This window comes from Janthinobacterium sp. GW823-FHT06H09, from assembly GCF_058794735.1.
Map to the genome: position 1 here is coordinate 126,649 of NZ_JBXAHC010000012.1, position 17,922 is coordinate 144,570.

Here is a 17,922-nt window from a genome sequence, read left to right on the forward strand (position 1 = left end):
CCAGCGCCAATTTCAAAGGAATGAGCATGCAAAGTCTGATCTCGATCGCCGCCGACCTGTCCTGGCCGTTCGCCATTACCCTGGCCTGGGTGGTGGGCGAATTCGGCCACCGCTGGACTGGCCTGCCGCGCATCAGTTTTTACGGCGTGATCGGTTTCGTCCTCGCGCAGACGCAGGTAGGCATCCTGCCGCAGACGGACGCCGGCCCCATGCTGGTGCTGGCCGACGTGGCTTTCGGCCTGATCCTGTTCGAGGTGGGCTACCGCATCAACCTGCGCTGGCTGAAGAACAATCCGTGGATCGCCGTCACGGGCCTGGTCGAATCCCTGCTGACCTTTGCCGTCGTCTACTTCATCGGCATCGAATTCGGCAGCACCTCGATGACGGCGCTGCTGCTCGCATCACTGGCCATGTCCACCTCGCCGGCCACCATCATGCGCGTCATCAACGAGGAACGCAGCTCGGGCCAGGTCACGGAACGCATCGTCCACCTCACCGCCCTGAACTGCGTGCTGGCCGTCTTCACGTTCAACATCATCGTCGGCTTCTGGATGTTCCAGAGTTCCACCGACCTGATCGAGGCGAGCAGCAGCAGCGCCGCCGTGCTGGCCGCCTCCGTGGCCGCCGGCACCGTCTTCGGCATCGTCGTGCCGGCCATGCTGCGCCGCCTGGGCAACATGGCGCAGGACGCCACCGTGGCGTTCGCGCTGTCGGTGATGCTGCTCGTCGCCCTGACCTACACCACCAGCCTGTCGCCGCTGCTGGCCACCCTCACCTTCGGCCTGGTGGCGCGCCACCGCAGGGTCGCCTTCAGCCAGGCGCAGCGCAATTTCGGCGCCATGGGCGAGCTGCTGACGGTGCTGCTGTTCGTATATGCCGCTTCGACCCTGGAATGGGCCAGCGTGACGGCCGGCGCGGGACTGGCCCTGGCCGTCGTCGCCGGACGTCTGCTGACGAAGGTCGCCGGCGTAGCCGCGTTCTCGCATGTGAGCGGCATTTCCTGGCGCAAGGGCGTGCTGACGGGCGTGGCCCTGACGCCCGTCTCCGTCTTCATCATCCTGCTGCTCGAACACGCGCGCCAGCACGGCGTGAACTTCGGCGACGAATTGAACGCCCTGGCCGCCATCACCCTGGGCCTGGAACTGATCGGCCCCGTGCTGGTGCAGCGCGTGCTGATGCTGGCCAAAGAAACCCACGAAATCAAGGAGCGCTAAATGCCGCTGGAACCCTTTGGCCAATCGGCCGCGCTGACCTTCGGCGTCGAACTCGAACTGCAACTGGTGAACCTGTCGGACTACGACTTGACGGCCGCCAGCCCCGACCTGCTGCATCTGCTGAACAAGAAACCGTTTCCCGGCAACGTCACGCCGGAAATCACCGAGAGCATGATCGAGATCAACTCGAGCGTGCACACGCATCACGGCCCCCTGCTGGAGCAGCTGCAGGAAATCCGCGACACCTTGATCACGGCCGGCGACAAGCTCAATATCGGCATCGCGGGCGGCGGCACGCACCCGTTCCAGCAATGGTCGTCGCAAAAGATCTTTTCCAAGCCCCGCTTCCAGGAGATTTCGGAACTGTACGGCTACCTGGCCAAGCAGTTCACCATCTTCGGCCAACACGTGCACATCGGCTGCGCCTCGGGCGACGACGCCATGTTCCTGCTGCATTCGCTGAACCGCTACATCCCCCACTTCATCGCCCTGTCGGCTTCCTCGCCCTATGTGCAGGGCCGCGACACCCTGTTCGATTCGGCCCGTTTGAACTCCGTGTTCGCATTCCCCATGAGCGGACGCGCGCCGTTTACGCTGAGCTGGGATCAGTTCTCCAACGAGTATTTCGCCAAGATGGAGAACACGGGCATCATCAAGAGCATGAAGGATTTTTACTGGGATATCCGTCCCAAGCCGGAATTCGGCACCATCGAACTGCGCGTGTGCGACACGCCGCTGACGGTGGAGCGGGCCGCCGCGCTGGCCGCCTACCTGCAGGCGCTGTGCCGCTACCTGCTCGAACGCCGCGAAACCCCGCCCGTGGAAGACGATTACCTCGTATATAACTACAACCGCTTCCAGGCCTGCCGCTTCGGCCTCGATGGCGCCATCACGCATCCGAAAACCTACGAAACGATGTCGCTGCGCGAAGACATCATGACCACCCTGCGCAAGATGGAACCGCACGCCGAGGCGCTGGGCAGCACGCCGGCCCTGAAACACCTGTCGGACGTGGCCAAGCAGTGGAGCGACGCGCAATACCTGCGCAAGCAGCACAGCCTGCAGGGCAGCGCCGAGGGCATGGTCGATTCGGCGATCCGCTGCTTCCGTGGCGAGCCCATGAACTACTGACGTTGCTGCCTGGTAACGTAGGTCGGATTAGCGGCGTAGCCGCGTAATCCGACAACATCGTTAGCGCCGGTGGTGGCGTCGGATTACGCGCTTGCGCGCCTCGGCGGCCCCTCTAATCCGACCTACCGTTCGTCAACCAAAAAACCACAGCGCGCCTGCCCGTCATTTACAGCCGCCGTCCTCGCTTGCTACAATGAGAATGATTCTTATTATTGTTTAAAAACGCAAGGGGAATGCGATGCCGCTGGCAAAGCCGCTACAACGCCAGGACATCGCGACACTGTATGCCGACCACCACGGCTGGCTGCAGGGCTGGCTGCGCAAAAAACTGGGCAGCACGGCGTGCGCGGCCGATGTGGCGCACGATACTTTCATGCGCCTGCTCGACCGCGAAGACGCCGTCGCCGCGCGCGAGCCGCGCGCCTTTCTCGCCACCGTCGCCCAGCGCGTGCTGTTCAACCATTACCGCCGCCAGAAACTGGAACAGGCGTACCTCGACGTGCTGGCCCAGCTGCCGCCCCTGCATGCACCCTCGCCCGAGGAACGCGCGCTGCTGCTGGCCACCGTGTTTGAGCTGGACCGCATGCTCGACGGCCTGCCGCCTCCCGTCAAACGGGCTTTTTTACTGCGCCAGCTCGACGAACTGCCGCAGGAAGACATCGCGCGCCAGCTCGGCATCTCGCTGGCGACAGTAAAACGCCATCTGCAGCGGGCCGGCAGCGCCACGCAGGCGTGGCAGCAGCTGCAAATACAGCACGAGCACCTGCCGCCCGCGGCGCACGCGAGCCTGCTGCGCGCCTGCGTGCAGGCGAACGCGCCGCGCCGCCACGCCGTCAAGACGCTGGCCCTGCTGCTGGCTTGCGGCGCCTCGCTGTATGGATTCGAACGCCGTGGCCCGTGGCGCAGCTGGACGGCCGATTACCGCACGGCCGTCAACCTGCGCCGCGTCGTGACCCTGGCCGACGGCACGCGGCTCACCCTCAATACCAATAGCGCCGTGAATATCGCTTACGACGGCGCGCAGCGCCGCATCGACCTGCTGGCCGGCGAAATCTTCATCGCCACCGGCAAGGATGCGGCGCAGCGGCCGTTCTTCGTCGGCACGCCGCACGGCAGGCTGCAGGCGCTGGGCACGCGTTTCACCGTGCGCCTGCACGATGGCTATGCCAGCGCCGGCGTGCTCGAAGGGGCCGTCGCCGTGCTGGCCGGTGACGGCAGCCAGCGCCTGCTGCTGCGCCCCGGCGAAGGCGCCCATTTCGACAGTGACGGTTATCACCGCCAGGCGCTGGCGCCATACGGCGGCGCCTGGCTCGATGGCATGCTGGTGGCGCGCGACATGCGCCTGGCCGATTTCCTCGCCGAGCTGTCGCGCTACAGCGAGCAGCCGCTGGACTGCACGCCCGCCGTCGCCGGTTTGCGCGTGTCCGGCTCCTACCCGCTGGCCGACGTCGATGCCATCGTCGACGCCGTCAGCGCCAGCCTGCAATTGCGGCGCAATACCGTCACGCGCTTCTGGGGCCATCAGGTGGTGCGCATCGAACTGGCGGCCCGCTGAAAAATATTTTCTGCAAAGTGAGCTGTTTTACCGTGCTCGCGTGACCTGGAAGATAGGCAGTCTCCATCTTGCGCATCCACGAAAGGCTTTATTCCATGCACCACGCTTCGCGTTCCCTCCTTACCCGTACCGTTCTGGCCTGCGCCCTGGCGCAGATCGGCATGGCCCTGGCCCTGCCGACGCCAGCCCAGGCGCAAAGCCGGCAAGTACGCGCCTACAGCATTCCGGCCGGCGCGCTGGGCGACGTGCTGACGCGCTTCGGCAGCGACAGCGCCATTTTGTTGTCGTTCTCCAGCGACGCCACGCAAGGCTTGCGCAGCGCCGGCCTGCAAGGCAGCTATGGCGTACAAGACGGTTTCCGCGTGCTGCTGGCCGGCAGCGGCCTGCAAGCCGTGCCGCAGGCAAATGGCGGCTACCTGCTGCAAAAGATCCCCGCCGGCGCGACTACTCCCACGGCGGACAGCCGCGGCATGGCCGTCATGAGCGGCGTCACCGTGGTGGCGTCGGCCGAGCGCAGCGCCGCCACCAGCGGCACGGGCAGCTACACGGGCGGCCCCGCCAGCGGCGCCACGGGCCTGGCCCTGACGCAGCGCGAAACGCCGCAGTCGCTGACCATCGTCACGCGCCAGCAGATGGATGACCAAAACAGCAACGCCGTCTCCGACGTCATGAAGAACGTCAATGGCGTGAGCGTGCAAAACTATGACAGCGACCGCTGGAGCTTCCAGGCGCGCGGCTTTGCCGTCACCAATTTCCAGTACGACGGCGTCTCGGCCATCTATGACGGCGTCTACGACTGGGGCACGACCAACAGCGACATGGCCATCTACGACCGCATCGAAGTGCTGAAGGGCGCGACTGGCCTGATGAGCGGCTCGGGCGACCCGTCGGCCACCGTCAACATGGTGCGCAAGCGTCCCACTGCCAGCTTCGAGGGCGCGGCGACCCTGGGCGCGGGATCGTGGGACAATTACCGGGGCGAGGCCGATGTCTCCGGTCCCCTGAACGACAGCCGCACGGTGCGCGGCCGCCTGGTCGGCGCCTATCAGGACAAGCACTCCTACCTGGACCGCTACACGCAGCAAAAATCCGTCGCCTACGGCATCGTCGAGGCGGACCTGACACCCGTGACGCTGCTGACGGCCGGCTTTACGCACCAGGATTACAAGCCGCGCGGCTCGACCTGGACGGGCTTCCCCGTGCTGCTGGCCGACGGCTCGCGCACGGATTTCCCCACCGCGTGGAACCCGGCCACCGGCTGGAGCCGCCGCGACATGCAGAACACCACGCTGTTCTCGTCGCTCGAACACACGTTCGCCAACGCGTGGAAACTGACACTGAGCGCCAACCAGCTGCGCAGCAAGCATGACAGCGTGCTCGGTTCGGCCAGCGGCGGCAATCCCGACCCCGTCACGGGCGAAGGCGCCTATTTCTTCATGGGCAAATACAAGGGTGACCGCCGCCAGACCACCGTCAACGTCGACGCCAGCGGGCCGTTTACCGCCTTCGGCCGCCGCCATGAAGCGATGCTCGGCTATTCCACCTCGACGGCAAAGCAGGATGGCCCCGTCTACGAATCGGTCTACCCACCCGTCGCAGGCAGCTATTTCGACTGGCGCGGCCAGTATGCGGAACCCGCATTTAGCCGTCTGGGCAACGACAACGACAGCACGCGCCAGAGCGGCCTGTATGGTGCCGTGCGCCTGCATCCGGCCGACGCGCTGTCCGTCATCGTCGGCGCGCGCGTGAGCAACTACAGGCAGGAGCAGGACCGCAGCTTCTTCGACCCCAAGACCGCACGCATCACCTCGCGCATCGACGAAAGCAACGTCATCACCCCGTATGCGGGCGTCGTGTATGACCTCGACAAGACGTATTCCCTCTTCGGCAGCTATACCAGCATCTTCGCTCCGCAAAGCAACCGCGATGTGAACCGCAACTTCCTCGCCCCCGTGCGCGGCAAAGGTATCGAGGCGGGCGTGAAAGCCGAATACCTCGATGGCAAGGTCAATGCCAGCGCGTCCCTGTTCCATATCCGCCAGAGCAATGTGGCCAGCTCCGTGGGTGAAGTCAACGGCGAGGAAGCGTATCGAGCCATCGACGGCGTCACCAGCCGCGGCGTGGAAATGGAAGTGACGGGCGAAGTGATGCAGGATGTGAAGCTGAGCGCCGGCTATACCTACACCCACGTGCGCGACGCGGATGGCAAGGATGTCTTTTCCACCATGCTGCAAACCACGCAGCCTGCCCATTTGGTGCGCGTGCAAGGATCGTGGCGCCTGCCGGCCAGCCTGGACAAGCTGACCGTCGGTGGCGGCATCAACTGGCAAAGCAGCTACTACGGCAATATCTGGAATCCCGCCATCGAGGACTATTCACGCATCAAGCAGGGCGGCTACGCGCTGGTCAACCTGATGGCGCGCTACGAGATCAGCAAGAACGTCACGGCCAGCCTGAACGTGAACAACCTGCTGGACAAGAAGTACTTTACGGGCTTGGGCCTGTTCCAGACGGGCTTTTACGGCGAACCGCGCAACGTGATGTTCACCGTGCGCACGAAGTTTTAACCAACAAGTTTTAACTCACTGCCGTACAGCGCCAGCGCCCAGGCTGGCGGGCGCAATTCCAGCGCCAGGGACAGGTAAGCGGGATCGAAGCGCGCCGCCAGCAGATACACATTGGCGGCGCCCTTGGTCTCCCAATTCCCCGTAAAGCCCTTTTCGCCGGCGGCCACGCGCTTGCGGTCGAAGGGCACGGCGCTTTTCGCGAACTCCTCGTGCGTCTTTTTGCCCTGCGCGTACGGCGCCAGCCAGGCCAGCGCCTCGGCCAGGCGCCGCGCTTCCGGCGCGCCATACCAGTCGTCGCCATGCGCCTGCGCCATCAGGGCCGTCGTCAGCAGCGGCTCCAGGCTGTAGGTGGTGTAATGCAGGGCGTCGCGCTGCTCGAAGTCGAAGGGCACGCCGCCGGCGCCGATATTGCGCGGCACATGCGCCAGGAAGCGTTCCTTCGCCCGCGCGACCAGCAAGGCGTCGCCCGTGACATACGCGGCGGCCGTGCCGATCTTGATGCGGTGGCTGTGCCAGTTGTTGCGCGCCGTGGACGGGCCTCCCACCTTGATCGGATCGCTCAGATACCCGTGCGCCAGGGTGCGGCAAAACGCCTGCACCTGCTCGCGCTCGACGCCGTTCAAGCGCTCCTGCACCAGGTCAAATCCCATCAGCAGGCTGGCCAGTTCCGTCTCGTCGACAGGGCTGAACGAGGGCTGATAGCTGCCGCTCCAGGCCAGCAGCAGCTGGCGCGCCGCCTCGAAATGCGGCATCTCGCCCGACAGCCGCCAGGCCAGCGCCTGCAAGCGCGCCTGGCGCCAGTCTTCCTGCGCCTGCTGGCTGGTCTCGCGCCCGCCCTCTCCCTTCAGCAAGCCGCCCGTGCGCACCTGCGCCATCAGGTGCACGGGCCGCGCAGCGTCCTTGCGCGCCGCCTTGACCACCTGTTCGGCGATGGCCGGCGCCACCCGCGCCTTGAGCGTGCGTGCGCGCGCGGCGGACGTCAGCGCAAACGGCGGCGCGCCTTCATGCGGGCGCGGCGCCGCGCGCAAGCCCGCCAGGGGCAGCGCCAGCAGGCCGGCCAGCACGGCGCGCCGGCGGATCAGATGCGTACTCAAAACCGCGTCTCCCGCGCCGCGCGCAAAAAGTTATCGAGGATGGGCGTGCAATCGAGCAGCTCGACGCCGCCCGCCGAATGGAATTCCGGGTGCCACTGCAAGCCCATGACGAAGCGGGCACGCTGGTAGCGGATGGCCTCGACGATGTTGTCCCCTTGCGAATAGGCTTCCACGGTGACGTCGCGCCCCAGATCCTTGACCGACTGGTGGTGGATGGAATTGACGAGTGCCTCGCCCGCCTTCGGAAACATGCCCGCCAGGGACGAGCCTTTCGGGAAGACGATGGTGTGGCGGTGGCGGTCATACAGGTCGTTGACGTGGGAGGCCGCACCTTCCACGTCCGAGGCGATGTCCTGGTACAGGGTGCCGCCAAAGCCCACGTTGATCAGTTGGCAGCCGCGGCAAATGCCCAGCACGGGTTTGCCCGCATCGACGAATTCGTGCAGCAGTTCCAGCTCGTACAGGTCGCGCGCGCGGTCGCCGTTCCATTCGGGCCGCGTGGCCGCCTCGGAATACGTCTGCGGCGAGACGTCGGCGCCGCCTTGCAGCACCAGGCCGTCCAGGTGGCGCGCATAGTGGCGCAGGGTGATATTGCTCGGGTGTAGCTGGCCGCTGGTATTGACCGTCGGGATCATGAACACCAGCACGTCGCGCGACATGACCCACTGGGCAATCGACTCTTCCAGGTATTGCAGGTTCTTGCTGCGCAATCCAGTGGCGCCCGGCTCGGGGTGGAAAATGCGCGCCGAGATGCCGATGCGCAGGGTGCGCCGCATGAAATCGCGGCTGGCCTTGTCGCGCATGGAACGGTAGCGCGACGAGATCACCCGCCAGGCCAGCGCCAGCGGCGTGTCGTTATCCTTCAAATAGCGGGGGGCGGCGTCGCGCGCACGGTGCTCATCATCGGGCGCCCGGCGGCCTACCCGGTCGGGCCGGGACGGCGCTGGCGCTGCGGGATCGGTGGATGGGGGCTGCTGGGGATCTTTTTCGTCTGACATGGCAAGGCTGACTGAAAGCGGAGACGTTTTCAATATAAACCTCCTCCCCCGAAAGCACGATTCAATTTTGTAACAAAAGCCCACGCGCGGGGCCTCTGCGCAACACACTCACGCCGCCTGCATACAGCCCGTTTACGCCGGGGGCCCCGCTTTTTAGAGAATCTTTACGCCCCCGCTGCTAATCTTGAACGTACCTCAACCACCGCTGCAAAGCCACCATGGAACCCCATTCACGCATGCCATCGCATCAAGCGCTGCCCCACCGCACCCCCCGCCTGCCCACCTTCCTCATGCATATCACGGTCGACAAAGCCTGCCTGGCCGAGCTGCGCCGGCTGGTCGTCAGGACCTGCGGCGGCATGCTGTCGTTCATGCGCGTCGAGGCGGTCGATCATGCCGAGCGCATGAAAGTCTGGCTGTGCGTCACGGAACCGGCCCTGCGCCTGACCATGGATGCCGTCATGCGCCTGCTGCCGGCGGCGGAATTTGGCCGCATCAGCCAGGGGAAATCGCTATGAACCAGTACTCCTGCGAGCAGGCGATGTCGTCATCGCGCATCACCGCGCACTTCCAGGGCATCTGGGTGCCGATGGTCACGCCATTTTGCGACGGCGATGGCGACATCGACTTCGACGCGGCACAGCAGCTCGCGTGCGAACTGGCCGCCAGCGGCATCGATGGCCTGGTGGTGTGCGGCACCACGGGCGAAGCGGCCATGCTGAGCGCCGCGGAACAGGGCATGCTGCTCGACAGCGTGCTCGAAGCCGTCGGCCCCCGCTTCCCCGTCGTGATGGGGATAGGCGGCAGCGATACGCGCAGCGTCGTCTCCGCCGTGCAGCGCTACAACGACCATCCGCTGGCCGGCTTGCTGGTCTCGGCGCCAGCGTATGTGCGCCCTTCGCAGGACGGCATCGTGCGCCACTTCCAGGCCATCGCCGCCGCCACCGACCAGTCCATCGTGCTGTACAACGTGCCGGCCCGCACGGGCGTCAATATCGAACCGCAAACGGCGGCACTGCTGGCGCGCGACTCGCACTTCGTCGCCATCAAGGAAGCGGGCGGCAAGCTGCAGCAGCTGGGCGAACTGCTGCTCGACACGCGTCTGGATGTGCTGTGCGGCGACGATGCGCTGCTGCTGGCCAGCCTGTCCATGGGCGGCCACGGCGCCATGTCGGCCGCCGCCCAGGTGCGTCCCGACCTGTATGCGCAGCTGTACCACCTCGTCAGGCAGGGCCACCACGGCGCCGCGGGCGCCCTGTTCAAGACCATGCTGCCCGTCATCCGCCTGCTGTTTGCCGAACCGAATCCCGCTCCCGTCAAGGCAGCTCTGGCCATGCAGGGCAAGGTAGGCGACGCATTGCGCCTGCCGATGACGCCCATGTCGGCCGCCGGCCAGGCCGCCCTGGCAGAAGCACTCGAACCCCTGCTGGAACTGCCCGTATGGACCTGCAGCGACAGGGAGGCGCCGCGCGAAGGCTGTCTGCTGCAGCTGGTTTCCCCTGCCAACATCATGCCAGCCGTGCGCCAAGATGATCATCGCTATCACGGATGACCGCGGAGGGATGGAGAAATCCATCCTGGCCGGACGGCTGGCCGCCTCGCGCGCGCTGGCCGGCCGCAAGGTGCTGCTGCTCGATGCCGATCCGCGCCAGGGCGCCATGGCGCAGGCCAGGAACCTGCACGACGGTGCCATGCACGGCAGCCTGACGCGGCCGCGCCTGATGGCGCGCGCCATCAGCGCCAAGGGCTTGCAGCCGGAGCTCGAGCACCTGGTGCACTGCTACCACGACATCGTCATCGACAGCGAAGGCCGCGACTCCATGGGCAGCCGCTCGGCCCTGATCGCCGCGCGCGTGCTGGTGGTGCCGCTAGCCGGCGTCGTCGACGCCGGCGCGCAGGCGGGCCTGGCGCGCCGCATCGCGCACGCGCGCAGCGTCAATCCTGACCTGCGCGTGCTGCTGGCAACGGACACGCAGGCGGCGCCCGCCCATGCCCTGGCCGCGCAGATTCCAGCCGCCCGCGTGGTCGGTCTGGGGCAGCTGTACTGCGCCGTTTTCGACAACCATCACCGCGCAGCATAGCTCTCGACAGCTGGGGTCAGACCCGACGGGTCTGACCCCGTGGCGCAAAAAAAGGCGGCGCATGCGCCGCCTCTCCTTTCAGTCAACTCAGTCCATTAAAACGTCTTGCTGAGCGTCAGCTGCAGCGCCGTCTTGCCCATGAATTTGCCATTCACGGGCGAGGCATAGGCCGACTTGTCCGCGTTCGTGCCGATCACGGCCAGCGCGCCCGAAACAAAGCCGAAGTCGCGCGTGACGCCCACTTTCCAGTCCGTGTAGCTCGATGCATCATTGTTTTTCACTTTCTGGTGGCCCGCATGCAGGTTGCCGGTCCAGCCGTTCGTCAGGTCGATCGTCGCGCCGATATCGAGGTAGCCGCTGTTCTTGCTGTTGACGATGCCGAACAGGTTCGAGACGGCGTGCGAATATTTGATATAGGCGGGGCCGTAAGACAGCTGGCCATAGACTTCCTGCGTATCCGCGTCGGCCAGGCCGGCGATGTGCTTCAAGCCGTTGTCCGCATACACATAAGCGAGCACGCCCACGTCATAGCCAACATCGCCGCCCAACTGGCCGCGCTTGCCCGCATACAGATCGACTTCCACGTCGCCGCTGCCGCCCGCATCCTTGGTCCACTTGATGGTGGAAGCCCAGGCGCCTGCATACAGGCCCGTCGGGTTATTGACGTAATCGACGCCGCCCTGCAGCGCGGGCTTCAGGCGCGTCTGCGAGATGCCCCGGTAACGGTAGTCCGACACGCCGGCCACGTTGAAACTGACTTCATTGTCGGGCTTGGCCTCTTCCGCGTGGGCCAGGCTGCCCGTCAAGGAGGTGGCGACGGCAAGTGCAAGTAGCATTTTATTCATGGTTTTTTCTTCTTCATGGGTGGTATGGGCCTTTGCCAACATGGCGCAGCTGGCCCGCCGCTGCAAAAATTCGCTGCAAAAATTTAAAGTAAAGCGTCCCCCCGGCGCGCGCGGCGCCTGTTTTCCAACAGGGGAATATCAGGTGTTAGAGCGGCAGGAGCAAGCGGTAACCGACGGCCGTTTCCGTCAGCAGGTACTGCGGCTGGGCCGGATCGGCTTCCAGCTTCTGGCGCAGATGGCCCATGTAGATGCGCAGGTAATGGCCATTCTCGCTGTTCGACGGCCCCCACACTTCGCGCAGCAGCTGCGGATTGGTGACCACCCTGCCCGCGTTCTTCACGAGCACCGACAGCAGGCGGAACTCCGTCGGCGTCATGTGCACCAGCTGCTTGTTGCGGGTGACCAGCCGGTCCTTCAGGTCGACGCGCACGTCGCCGAACTGCACCACGCCATCATCGCTGGCGGCGGGCTGGCGCTGGCGGCGCAGGGTGGCGCGCACGCGGGCCAGCAGCTCGCCCACGCCGAACGGCTTGGTCAGATAGTCGTCGGCGCCGGCATCGAGCGCGCGGATCTTGTCCTGCTCGTCGACACGCGCCGACAGCACGATGATGGGCACGGCCGACCATTTGCGGATGTCGGCGATGAAATCGATGCCGTCGCCGTCGGGCAGCCCCAGGTCCAGCACGATCAGGTCGGGCCGGCGCGTGCCGGCATCAATCAAGCCCCGCTGCATGGTGGCGGACTCGAAAATCTGCCAGCCCTCGTCTTCCAGCGCGGCGCGCACGAAGCGGCGGATTTGCGGTTCATCCTCGACCAGCAAGGCGGTGGCGGAAGGTTCGTTCATGTTGGTTTTCCTGTTTCATGGTCGTTGGCGTCATCGAGCTCGATCTCCGGCGGCGCCGGCGGCGTGCCCAGCGGCAGGCTGAAGACGATGGCGGCGCCCTGCCCCGGCGTGTGGGGCTGCGCGTGGATGGTGCCGCCGTGGGCTTCGACGATGGCGCGGCAAATGGCCAGCCCCAGCCCGACGCCCGGCTTGTTCGATTCGCGCTCGCCGCGCGTGAATTTTTCAAAGATGGCTTCTTCGCGGCCGGGCGGCAGGCCCGGGCCATCGTCAAGCACCGTCACCTGCAGGAACTGGCCGTGCACGCCGGCGGCGACCGTGATGGTGCTGCCCGGCGGCGTGTACTTGGCCGCGTTTTCCAGCAGGTTGCACAGCACGCGCTCGATCAGCACGGCGTCGTAGCGCACCAGCGGCAGGTCCGGCGCCAGCTGCGTCTGCACGGCGTGCTGCTGCAATTGCGGACCGCTGGCGCGCAGCGCGCTGCCCACCACCTCTTCCAGCGCCTGCCATTGCAAATTCAGGCGCACCTGGCCGCTCTCGATGCGCGCCATGTCCAGCAAGTTCGCCACCAGGGCGCTCATGCGCACGGTTTCGGACTGCAGCGAGCGCGCCATGTCCAGCTGCGCAGGCGACAGCGCAGGCCGGGACAGCGCCAGCGATTCGGCCAGGCCCACCAGCGACGTCAAGGGCGTGCGCAAGTCGTGCGACAGGGCCGCCAGCAGCGAATTGCGCAGCCGCTCCGATTCCATCTGCAGCAGCGCGCCCTGCGCCACGTCGATGTAGTGCACGCGTTCGAGGGCGATGGCCGCCAGCGCGGCAAAAGTATCGAGGTGCTGGCGCTGTTCCGGCACCAGCAGCCAGCGACCGCGCTGCGCGCCATCGAGCGGCAGCAGCGCCAGCACGCCCCGCGTGCGCATCGGCGCGATCAGCGGCAGGTAGAAAATGGGCGAAGCCGGCAAGGTATCGGTGCCCGTCCCCGCCGCCTGCGCATGGTCGAAGGCCCACTGCGCGATGCCGATATCGAGCGGTTCGCCGCCGTTCGCGGCCTGCAAGTTGCCCTCGTCATCGGGCAGCAGCAAGGTGGCGCGCGCGCGGAACGCCCGTTCGATGGCGCTTTTCGTGATGTCGAAAATCTGCTCCGTCTGCAGCACGCCGGACAATTCGCGCGAGAATTCGTATAAGGCTCGGGCGCGCGCTTCGCGGTGCGAGGCCACGCGCGCCTGGAAGCGCAGACCGGCCGTCAGGTGGCCCGTGATCAGGCCCACGGCCAGCATCACGCCAAACGTGATCACATACTGGAAATCGCCCACGGCAAACGAGAAACGGGGCGGCACGAAGATGAAATCGAAGCAGGCCACGCCCACCAGGCTGGCCAATGCCGCCGGCCCGCGCCCCAGGCGCACGGCCAGCAGCACCACCGTCAGCAGGGACAGCATGGCGATGTTGGCCAGGTCCAGGTAGGGCTGCAGCGGCACCGAGGCGAGGGCCGTGCCCAGGCTGGCGCCGGCGGCCAGGATGTAACGCCAGTGACGCGCGGGCCGGCGCGGCGCGTCCGCGTCGTCGCCCGCCGCGCGCCGGGGCGCCGCATCGGCCGGCGGCAAGCCCACCTCGATCAAATCGATATCGGGCGCCAGGCTGGCCATGCGGGCGGCCGGCGGCGCCTGCCACAGGCGCGCCAGCGCACGGCCGCGGCCACGGCCCACGATGACTTTCGAGATATTCGCGCCGCGCGCATACTCGACCACGGCGCCGGCGATGTCGGCGGACGGCACAATGGCCGTGCGCGCGCCCAGGTCCTGCGCCAGTTTCAGGGTTTTCAGGATGCGTTCGCGCTGGCCCGCCGGCAAGCGCTGCAAGCGCGGCGTTTCCACGTACAGCGCGTGCCATTCCGCGTTCAGCTGGCTGGCCAGGCGCGCCGTGCTGCGGATCACGTGTTCGCCCCCCGCGTGCGGTCCCACGCAGGCCAGCAGCGCGGCGCCCGTCTTCCATACGGGGTTGATCGATTTTTCGACGCGGTAGGCCTGCACGTCATCCTGGATCCGGTCCGCCGTGCGGCGCAAGGCCAGTTCGCGCAGGGCGATCAGGTTACCTTTGCGGAAAAAATGCTGCGATGCGCGTTCGGCCTGCTGCGGCTGATACACCTTGCCCTGCTTCAGGCGGCGCAGCAGTTCATCGGCGGGGATATCGACCAGCACCACTTCATCGGCGCGGTCGAACACCGTGTCGGGCAGGGTCTCGGCCACGCGCACGCCCGTGATCCCGCCCACCACGTCGTTCAGGCTTTCCAGGTGCTGCACGTTCACGGTCGACAGCACGTCGATGCCGGCCGCCAGCAATTCCTCGACATCCTGCCAGCGCTTCGGATGACGCGATCCGGCCACGTTCGAGTGGGCCAGTTCATCCATCAGTATCAGCGGCGGCGCGCGGCGCAGGGCCTCGTCCAGGTCGAACTCGTACAGGATCTTGCCCCGATACTCGATGGCTTTGAGCGGAAGCACGGGCAAGCCGTCCAGCTGGGCCGCCGTATCCTGGCGCCCATGCGTCTCCACCACGCCCACCAGCAAGTCCTGGCCGTCGGCCAGCAATTTGCGGGCGGCCGCCAGCATCGCGTAAGTCTTGCCGACGCCGGCCGAGGCGCCGAAATAGATGCGCAGCCGGCCGCGCGCGGCTTTCTGTTCCTGCGCCTGCACTTGCGCCAGCAGGGCATCAGGGTCGGGGCGTTGGCTGTCGTTGGGGAGCATGTTGTATTTTAATCTTCTTGGGCATTGTAGGTCGGATTAGCGCGTCCGAAGGGCGCGCGTAATCCGACAACATCGTTGGCCTGGCTGGTGGTGGTGTCGGCTTACGCTGCGCTAAGCCGACCTACGCCGACCTACGCCGATCCAGGCCAACGTTTGCCGACCTACGCACCGTTGCCAGCTTACTTTGCCATGGCATCCAACGCCAGATTCAGTTCCAGCACATTTACGCGCGGTTCGCCGAAAAAGCCGATATATGCGGTTTTCTGCACCTTGGCGATGGCGTTTTCCACCTGCGCCAGCGGCACGGCGCGCACGCGGGCCACGCGGGGCGCCTGGTACAGGGCGCCCGCCAGGCTGATTTCCGGGTCCAGGCCGCTGCTCGACGCCGTCACCAGGTCAACGGGGATCGGCTTGCGGTTGCCGGGATCGGCTTCCTTCAGGGCGGCGATGCGCGCCTTGACGGCGTCCACCAGGGCCGGATTGGTCGGCCCCTGGTTCGAGCCGCCCGAACCGGCGCCGTTATTGGCCATCGGCGCGGTGGCCGACGGCCGGCCCCAGAAATACTTGGGCGAGGTGAAGGACTGGCCGATCAGCATCGAGCCGACGGGCTTGCCCCCACGCTCGACGATGCTGCCGTTGACTTCATCGTTGAAGGCCAGCTGGCCGATACCGGCCGTGGCAAACGGATAGACGACGCCGCAGATCACGGTCAGCGCGGCAAACAGGACCAGGGCGGGACGTACGATAGTGCTCATGATGGTTCCTTTAGACTAAATTGAGGGCGGACAGCAGCATGTCGATCAGCTTGATCCCGATGAAGGGCAAAATAATCCCGCCCAGGCCGTAGATCAGCAGGTTGCGGCGCAACAGGCTGGCCGCGCCGATAGCCCGGTACTGCACGCCTTTCAGCGCCAGCGGAATCAGCACGACGATGATCAGGGCATTGAAGATCACGGCCGACATGATGGCCGAGGCGGGACTGGCCAAATGCATGATGTCGAGCGCCTTCAATTGCGGATAGGTGCCCACGAAGGCGGCCGGGATGATGGCGAAGTACTTGGCGATGTCGTTCGAGATCGAGAACGTCGTCAGCGAACCGCGCGTCATCAGCATCTGCTTGCCGATTTCAACGATTTCCAGCAGCTTGGTCGGGTTCGAATCGAGGTCGACCATGTTGCCCGCCTCCTTCGCCGCCTGCGTGCCCGAGTTCATGGCCACGGCCACGTCGGCCTGGGCCAGCGCGGGCGCGTCGTTGGTGCCGTCGCCCGTCATCGCCACCAGGCGGCCTTCGGCCTGGTAGCTGCGGATGAGTTTAAGCTTGTCTTCCGGCGTCGCTTCGGCGAGGAAATCGTCCACGCCCGCTTCGGCGGCAATCGCGGCCGCCGTCAGCTTGTTGTCGCCCGTGATCATGACGGTCTTGATGCCCATGCGGCGCAGTTCCGCGAAACGCTCCTTGATGCCGCCCTTGACGATATCCTTCAGTTCCACGGCGCCCATGACGCGGCCGTCGTCCACCACCACCAGCGGCGTGCTGCCGCGGCGCGCGATGTCGTCGACGGCGCGTCCCACCTCGGCCGGATACGGCTGGCCCAGCGCTTCCACATACTTTTTCATGGAATCGGCCGCGCCCTTGCGCAACTGGCGCACCTGCTGCTCGCCCGGGATATCCACGCCGCTCATGCGCGTCTGCGCCGTGAACGGCACGAAGGTGGCGTGCAGGCTGGCCATCTCGCGTTCGCGGATATTGAATTTCTGCTTGGCCAGCACGACGATGCTGCGCCCTTCCGGCGTTTCATCGGCCAGCGAAGCCAGCTGCGCCGCATCGGCCAGCTGCTGTTCCGTCACGCCGGGCGCCGGCACGAAGCTCGACGCCTGGCGGTTGCCCAGGGTGATGGTGCCCGTCTTATCGAGCAGCAGCACGTCCACGTCGCCGGCCGCTTCCACGGCGCGGCCCGAGGTGGCGATCACATTGGCCTGCATCATGCGGCTCATGCCGGCCACGCCGATGGCCGACAGCAGGCCGCCGATGGTGGTCGGAATCAGGCACACGAGCAGCGCGATCAGCACGGTGATCGTCACCGGCGTGCCGCTGCCGGCCGCCGCCACGGAAAACAGCGAGTACGGCAGCAAGGTCACGGTGACGATCAGGAATACGATCGACAGGGCGACGAGCAGGATCGTCAGGGCGATCTCGTTCGGCGTCTTCTGGCGCTTGGCGCCTTCGACCATGGCGATCATGCGGTCGATGAAGGCTTCGCCCGGATTGACGGAAACGCGCACCAGCAGCCAGTCGGACAGCACGCGGGTGCCGCCCGTGACGGCGGAAAAGTCGCCGCCCGATTCGCGGATGACGGGCGCCGATTCGCCCGTGATGGCGCTTTCGTCGACGGAGGCCACGCCGGCCGTCACTTCGCCGTCGGCGGGAATCACGTCGCCCGCCTCGACCAGCACCGTCATGCCCTTGCGCAGGTCGGTCGCCGGCGTGGGCAGCCAGGAGGTGCCGTACTTCGGCGTCTGCATTTTCTTCGCCATCACCGTCTGCTTGAGGGCGCGCAGCGAGGCCGCCTGGGCCTTGCTGCGGCCTTCGGCCAGCGCTTCGGCGAAGTTCGCGAACAGCACGGTAAACCACAGCCACACGGCGACGGCGACGATGAAGCCGAACGGCGCTTCACCCTGGCCACCGCTGATCCCGGCCTGGGTCGCCAGCAAGGTCGTGATGATGCTGCCGACATAGACGACGAACATCACGGGGCTGCGCCACTGCGTGCGGGGGTCGAGTTTTTTGAACGCATCGACGATGGCGGGGCCAATCAGTGCGGAATCGAACAAAGTCAGGCTTGTGCGTGACATGGTAG

14 protein-coding genes and 1 pseudogene are annotated in these 17,922 nt (G+C 66.1%); 8 read left to right on the top strand and 7 right to left on the bottom strand.

Annotation, left to right across the window (positions count from 1 at the left end):
- The first annotated feature begins 26 nt into the window (after positions 1–26).
- The 5 genes and pseudogenes from AC1Q6X_RS21005 (at position 27) to AC1Q6X_RS21025 (ending at position 6,467) form a co-directional block, all read left to right on the top strand.
- Entirely contained in the window at positions 27–1,214 is a 1,188-nt protein-coding gene (locus tag AC1Q6X_RS21005) for a cation:proton antiporter (RefSeq protein ID WP_492498303.1), read from the top strand.
- Positions 1,215–2,345 carry a YbdK family carboxylate-amine ligase gene (locus tag AC1Q6X_RS21010; protein WP_034780287.1) on the top strand — a complete coding sequence of 377 codons (1,131 nt, stop codon included), beginning with the start codon at positions 1,215–1,217 and terminating at the stop codon, positions 2,343–2,345.
- Between the two features lie 238 nt (positions 2,346–2,583).
- Positions 2,584–3,066, top strand: a pseudogene (locus AC1Q6X_RS21015) (sigma-70 family RNA polymerase sigma factor); the annotation flags it as partial.
- Positions 3,067–3,147: 81 nt separating this feature from the next.
- The gene (locus AC1Q6X_RS21020) at positions 3,148–3,900 is read left to right on the top strand and encodes a FecR family protein (RefSeq protein ID WP_230502673.1); all 753 of its coding nucleotides are present in this window, start codon (positions 3,148–3,150) and stop codon (positions 3,898–3,900) included.
- 95 nt (positions 3,901–3,995) lie between these two features.
- Positions 3,996–6,467, top strand: coding sequence for a TonB-dependent siderophore receptor (locus AC1Q6X_RS21025; RefSeq protein ID WP_230502071.1), 2,472 nt, complete (start codon positions 3,996–3,998; stop codon positions 6,465–6,467).
- On the opposite strand, the gene AC1Q6X_RS21030 is transcribed toward AC1Q6X_RS21025, so the two are convergent.
- Both AC1Q6X_RS21030 and AC1Q6X_RS21035 read right to left on the bottom strand, forming a co-directional pair.
- Entirely contained in the window at positions 6,464–7,561 is a 1,098-nt protein-coding gene (locus AC1Q6X_RS21030; RefSeq protein ID WP_230502069.1) for an alginate lyase family protein, read from the bottom strand. The genes AC1Q6X_RS21025 and AC1Q6X_RS21030 overlap by 4 nt on opposite strands.
- Positions 7,558–8,559 (bottom strand): gamma-glutamyl-gamma-aminobutyrate hydrolase family protein, encoded by a 1,002-nt coding sequence (locus AC1Q6X_RS21035; RefSeq protein ID WP_230502067.1) that lies wholly within the window; start codon positions 8,557–8,559, stop codon positions 7,558–7,560. The genes AC1Q6X_RS21030 and AC1Q6X_RS21035 overlap by 4 nt, the downstream gene beginning before the upstream one ends.
- Before the next feature lie 236 nt (positions 8,560–8,795).
- Here AC1Q6X_RS21035 and AC1Q6X_RS21040 point away from each other — a divergent pair, with 236 nt between their 5' ends.
- From AC1Q6X_RS21040 to AC1Q6X_RS21050, 3 genes are read left to right on the top strand one after another with little or no spacing between them, the layout of a single operon-like run.
- Entirely contained in the window at positions 8,796–9,077 is a 282-nt protein-coding gene (locus AC1Q6X_RS21040; protein WP_230502065.1) for a hypothetical protein, read from the top strand.
- A complete protein-coding gene (dapA, locus tag AC1Q6X_RS21045; protein ID WP_230502062.1) occupies positions 9,074–10,111 on the top strand; it encodes a 4-hydroxy-tetrahydrodipicolinate synthase in 1,038 nt (345 codons plus the stop codon). Before AC1Q6X_RS21040 ends, dapA begins: the two co-directional genes overlap by 4 nt.
- Before the next feature lie 10 nt (positions 10,112–10,121).
- Positions 10,122–10,640 carry a P-loop NTPase family protein gene (locus tag AC1Q6X_RS21050; protein ID WP_492498304.1) on the top strand — a complete coding sequence of 173 codons (519 nt, stop codon included), beginning with the start codon at positions 10,122–10,124 and terminating at the stop codon, positions 10,638–10,640.
- A gap of 95 nt (positions 10,641–10,735) precedes the next feature.
- Here the strand turns inward: AC1Q6X_RS21050 and AC1Q6X_RS21055 are convergent, their stop codons facing one another.
- The 5 genes from AC1Q6X_RS21055 to kdpB form a co-directional block, all read right to left on the bottom strand.
- Positions 10,736–11,485, bottom strand: coding sequence for a TorF family putative porin (locus AC1Q6X_RS21055; RefSeq protein ID WP_230502059.1), 750 nt, complete (start codon positions 11,483–11,485; stop codon positions 10,736–10,738).
- A gap of 145 nt (positions 11,486–11,630) precedes the next feature.
- Entirely contained in the window at positions 11,631–12,329 is a 699-nt protein-coding gene (kdpE, locus tag AC1Q6X_RS21060; protein WP_034746496.1) for a two-component system response regulator KdpE, read from the bottom strand.
- Positions 12,326–15,067, bottom strand: a complete 2,742-nt coding sequence (locus AC1Q6X_RS21065; protein ID WP_230502056.1) for a DUF4118 domain-containing protein — start codon at positions 15,065–15,067, stop codon at positions 12,326–12,328. The genes kdpE and AC1Q6X_RS21065 overlap by 4 nt, the downstream gene beginning before the upstream one ends.
- Before the next feature lie 179 nt (positions 15,068–15,246).
- Positions 15,247–15,822: a potassium-transporting ATPase subunit KdpC gene (gene kdpC / locus AC1Q6X_RS21070; RefSeq protein ID WP_070224296.1), complete on the bottom strand. Its 576-nt coding sequence runs from the start codon at positions 15,820–15,822 to the stop codon at positions 15,247–15,249.
- A gap of 10 nt (positions 15,823–15,832) precedes the next feature.
- Entirely contained in the window at positions 15,833–17,917 is a 2,085-nt protein-coding gene (gene kdpB / locus AC1Q6X_RS21075; protein WP_492498305.1) for a potassium-transporting ATPase subunit KdpB, read from the bottom strand.
- Positions 17,918–17,922: the final 5 nt, after the last annotated feature.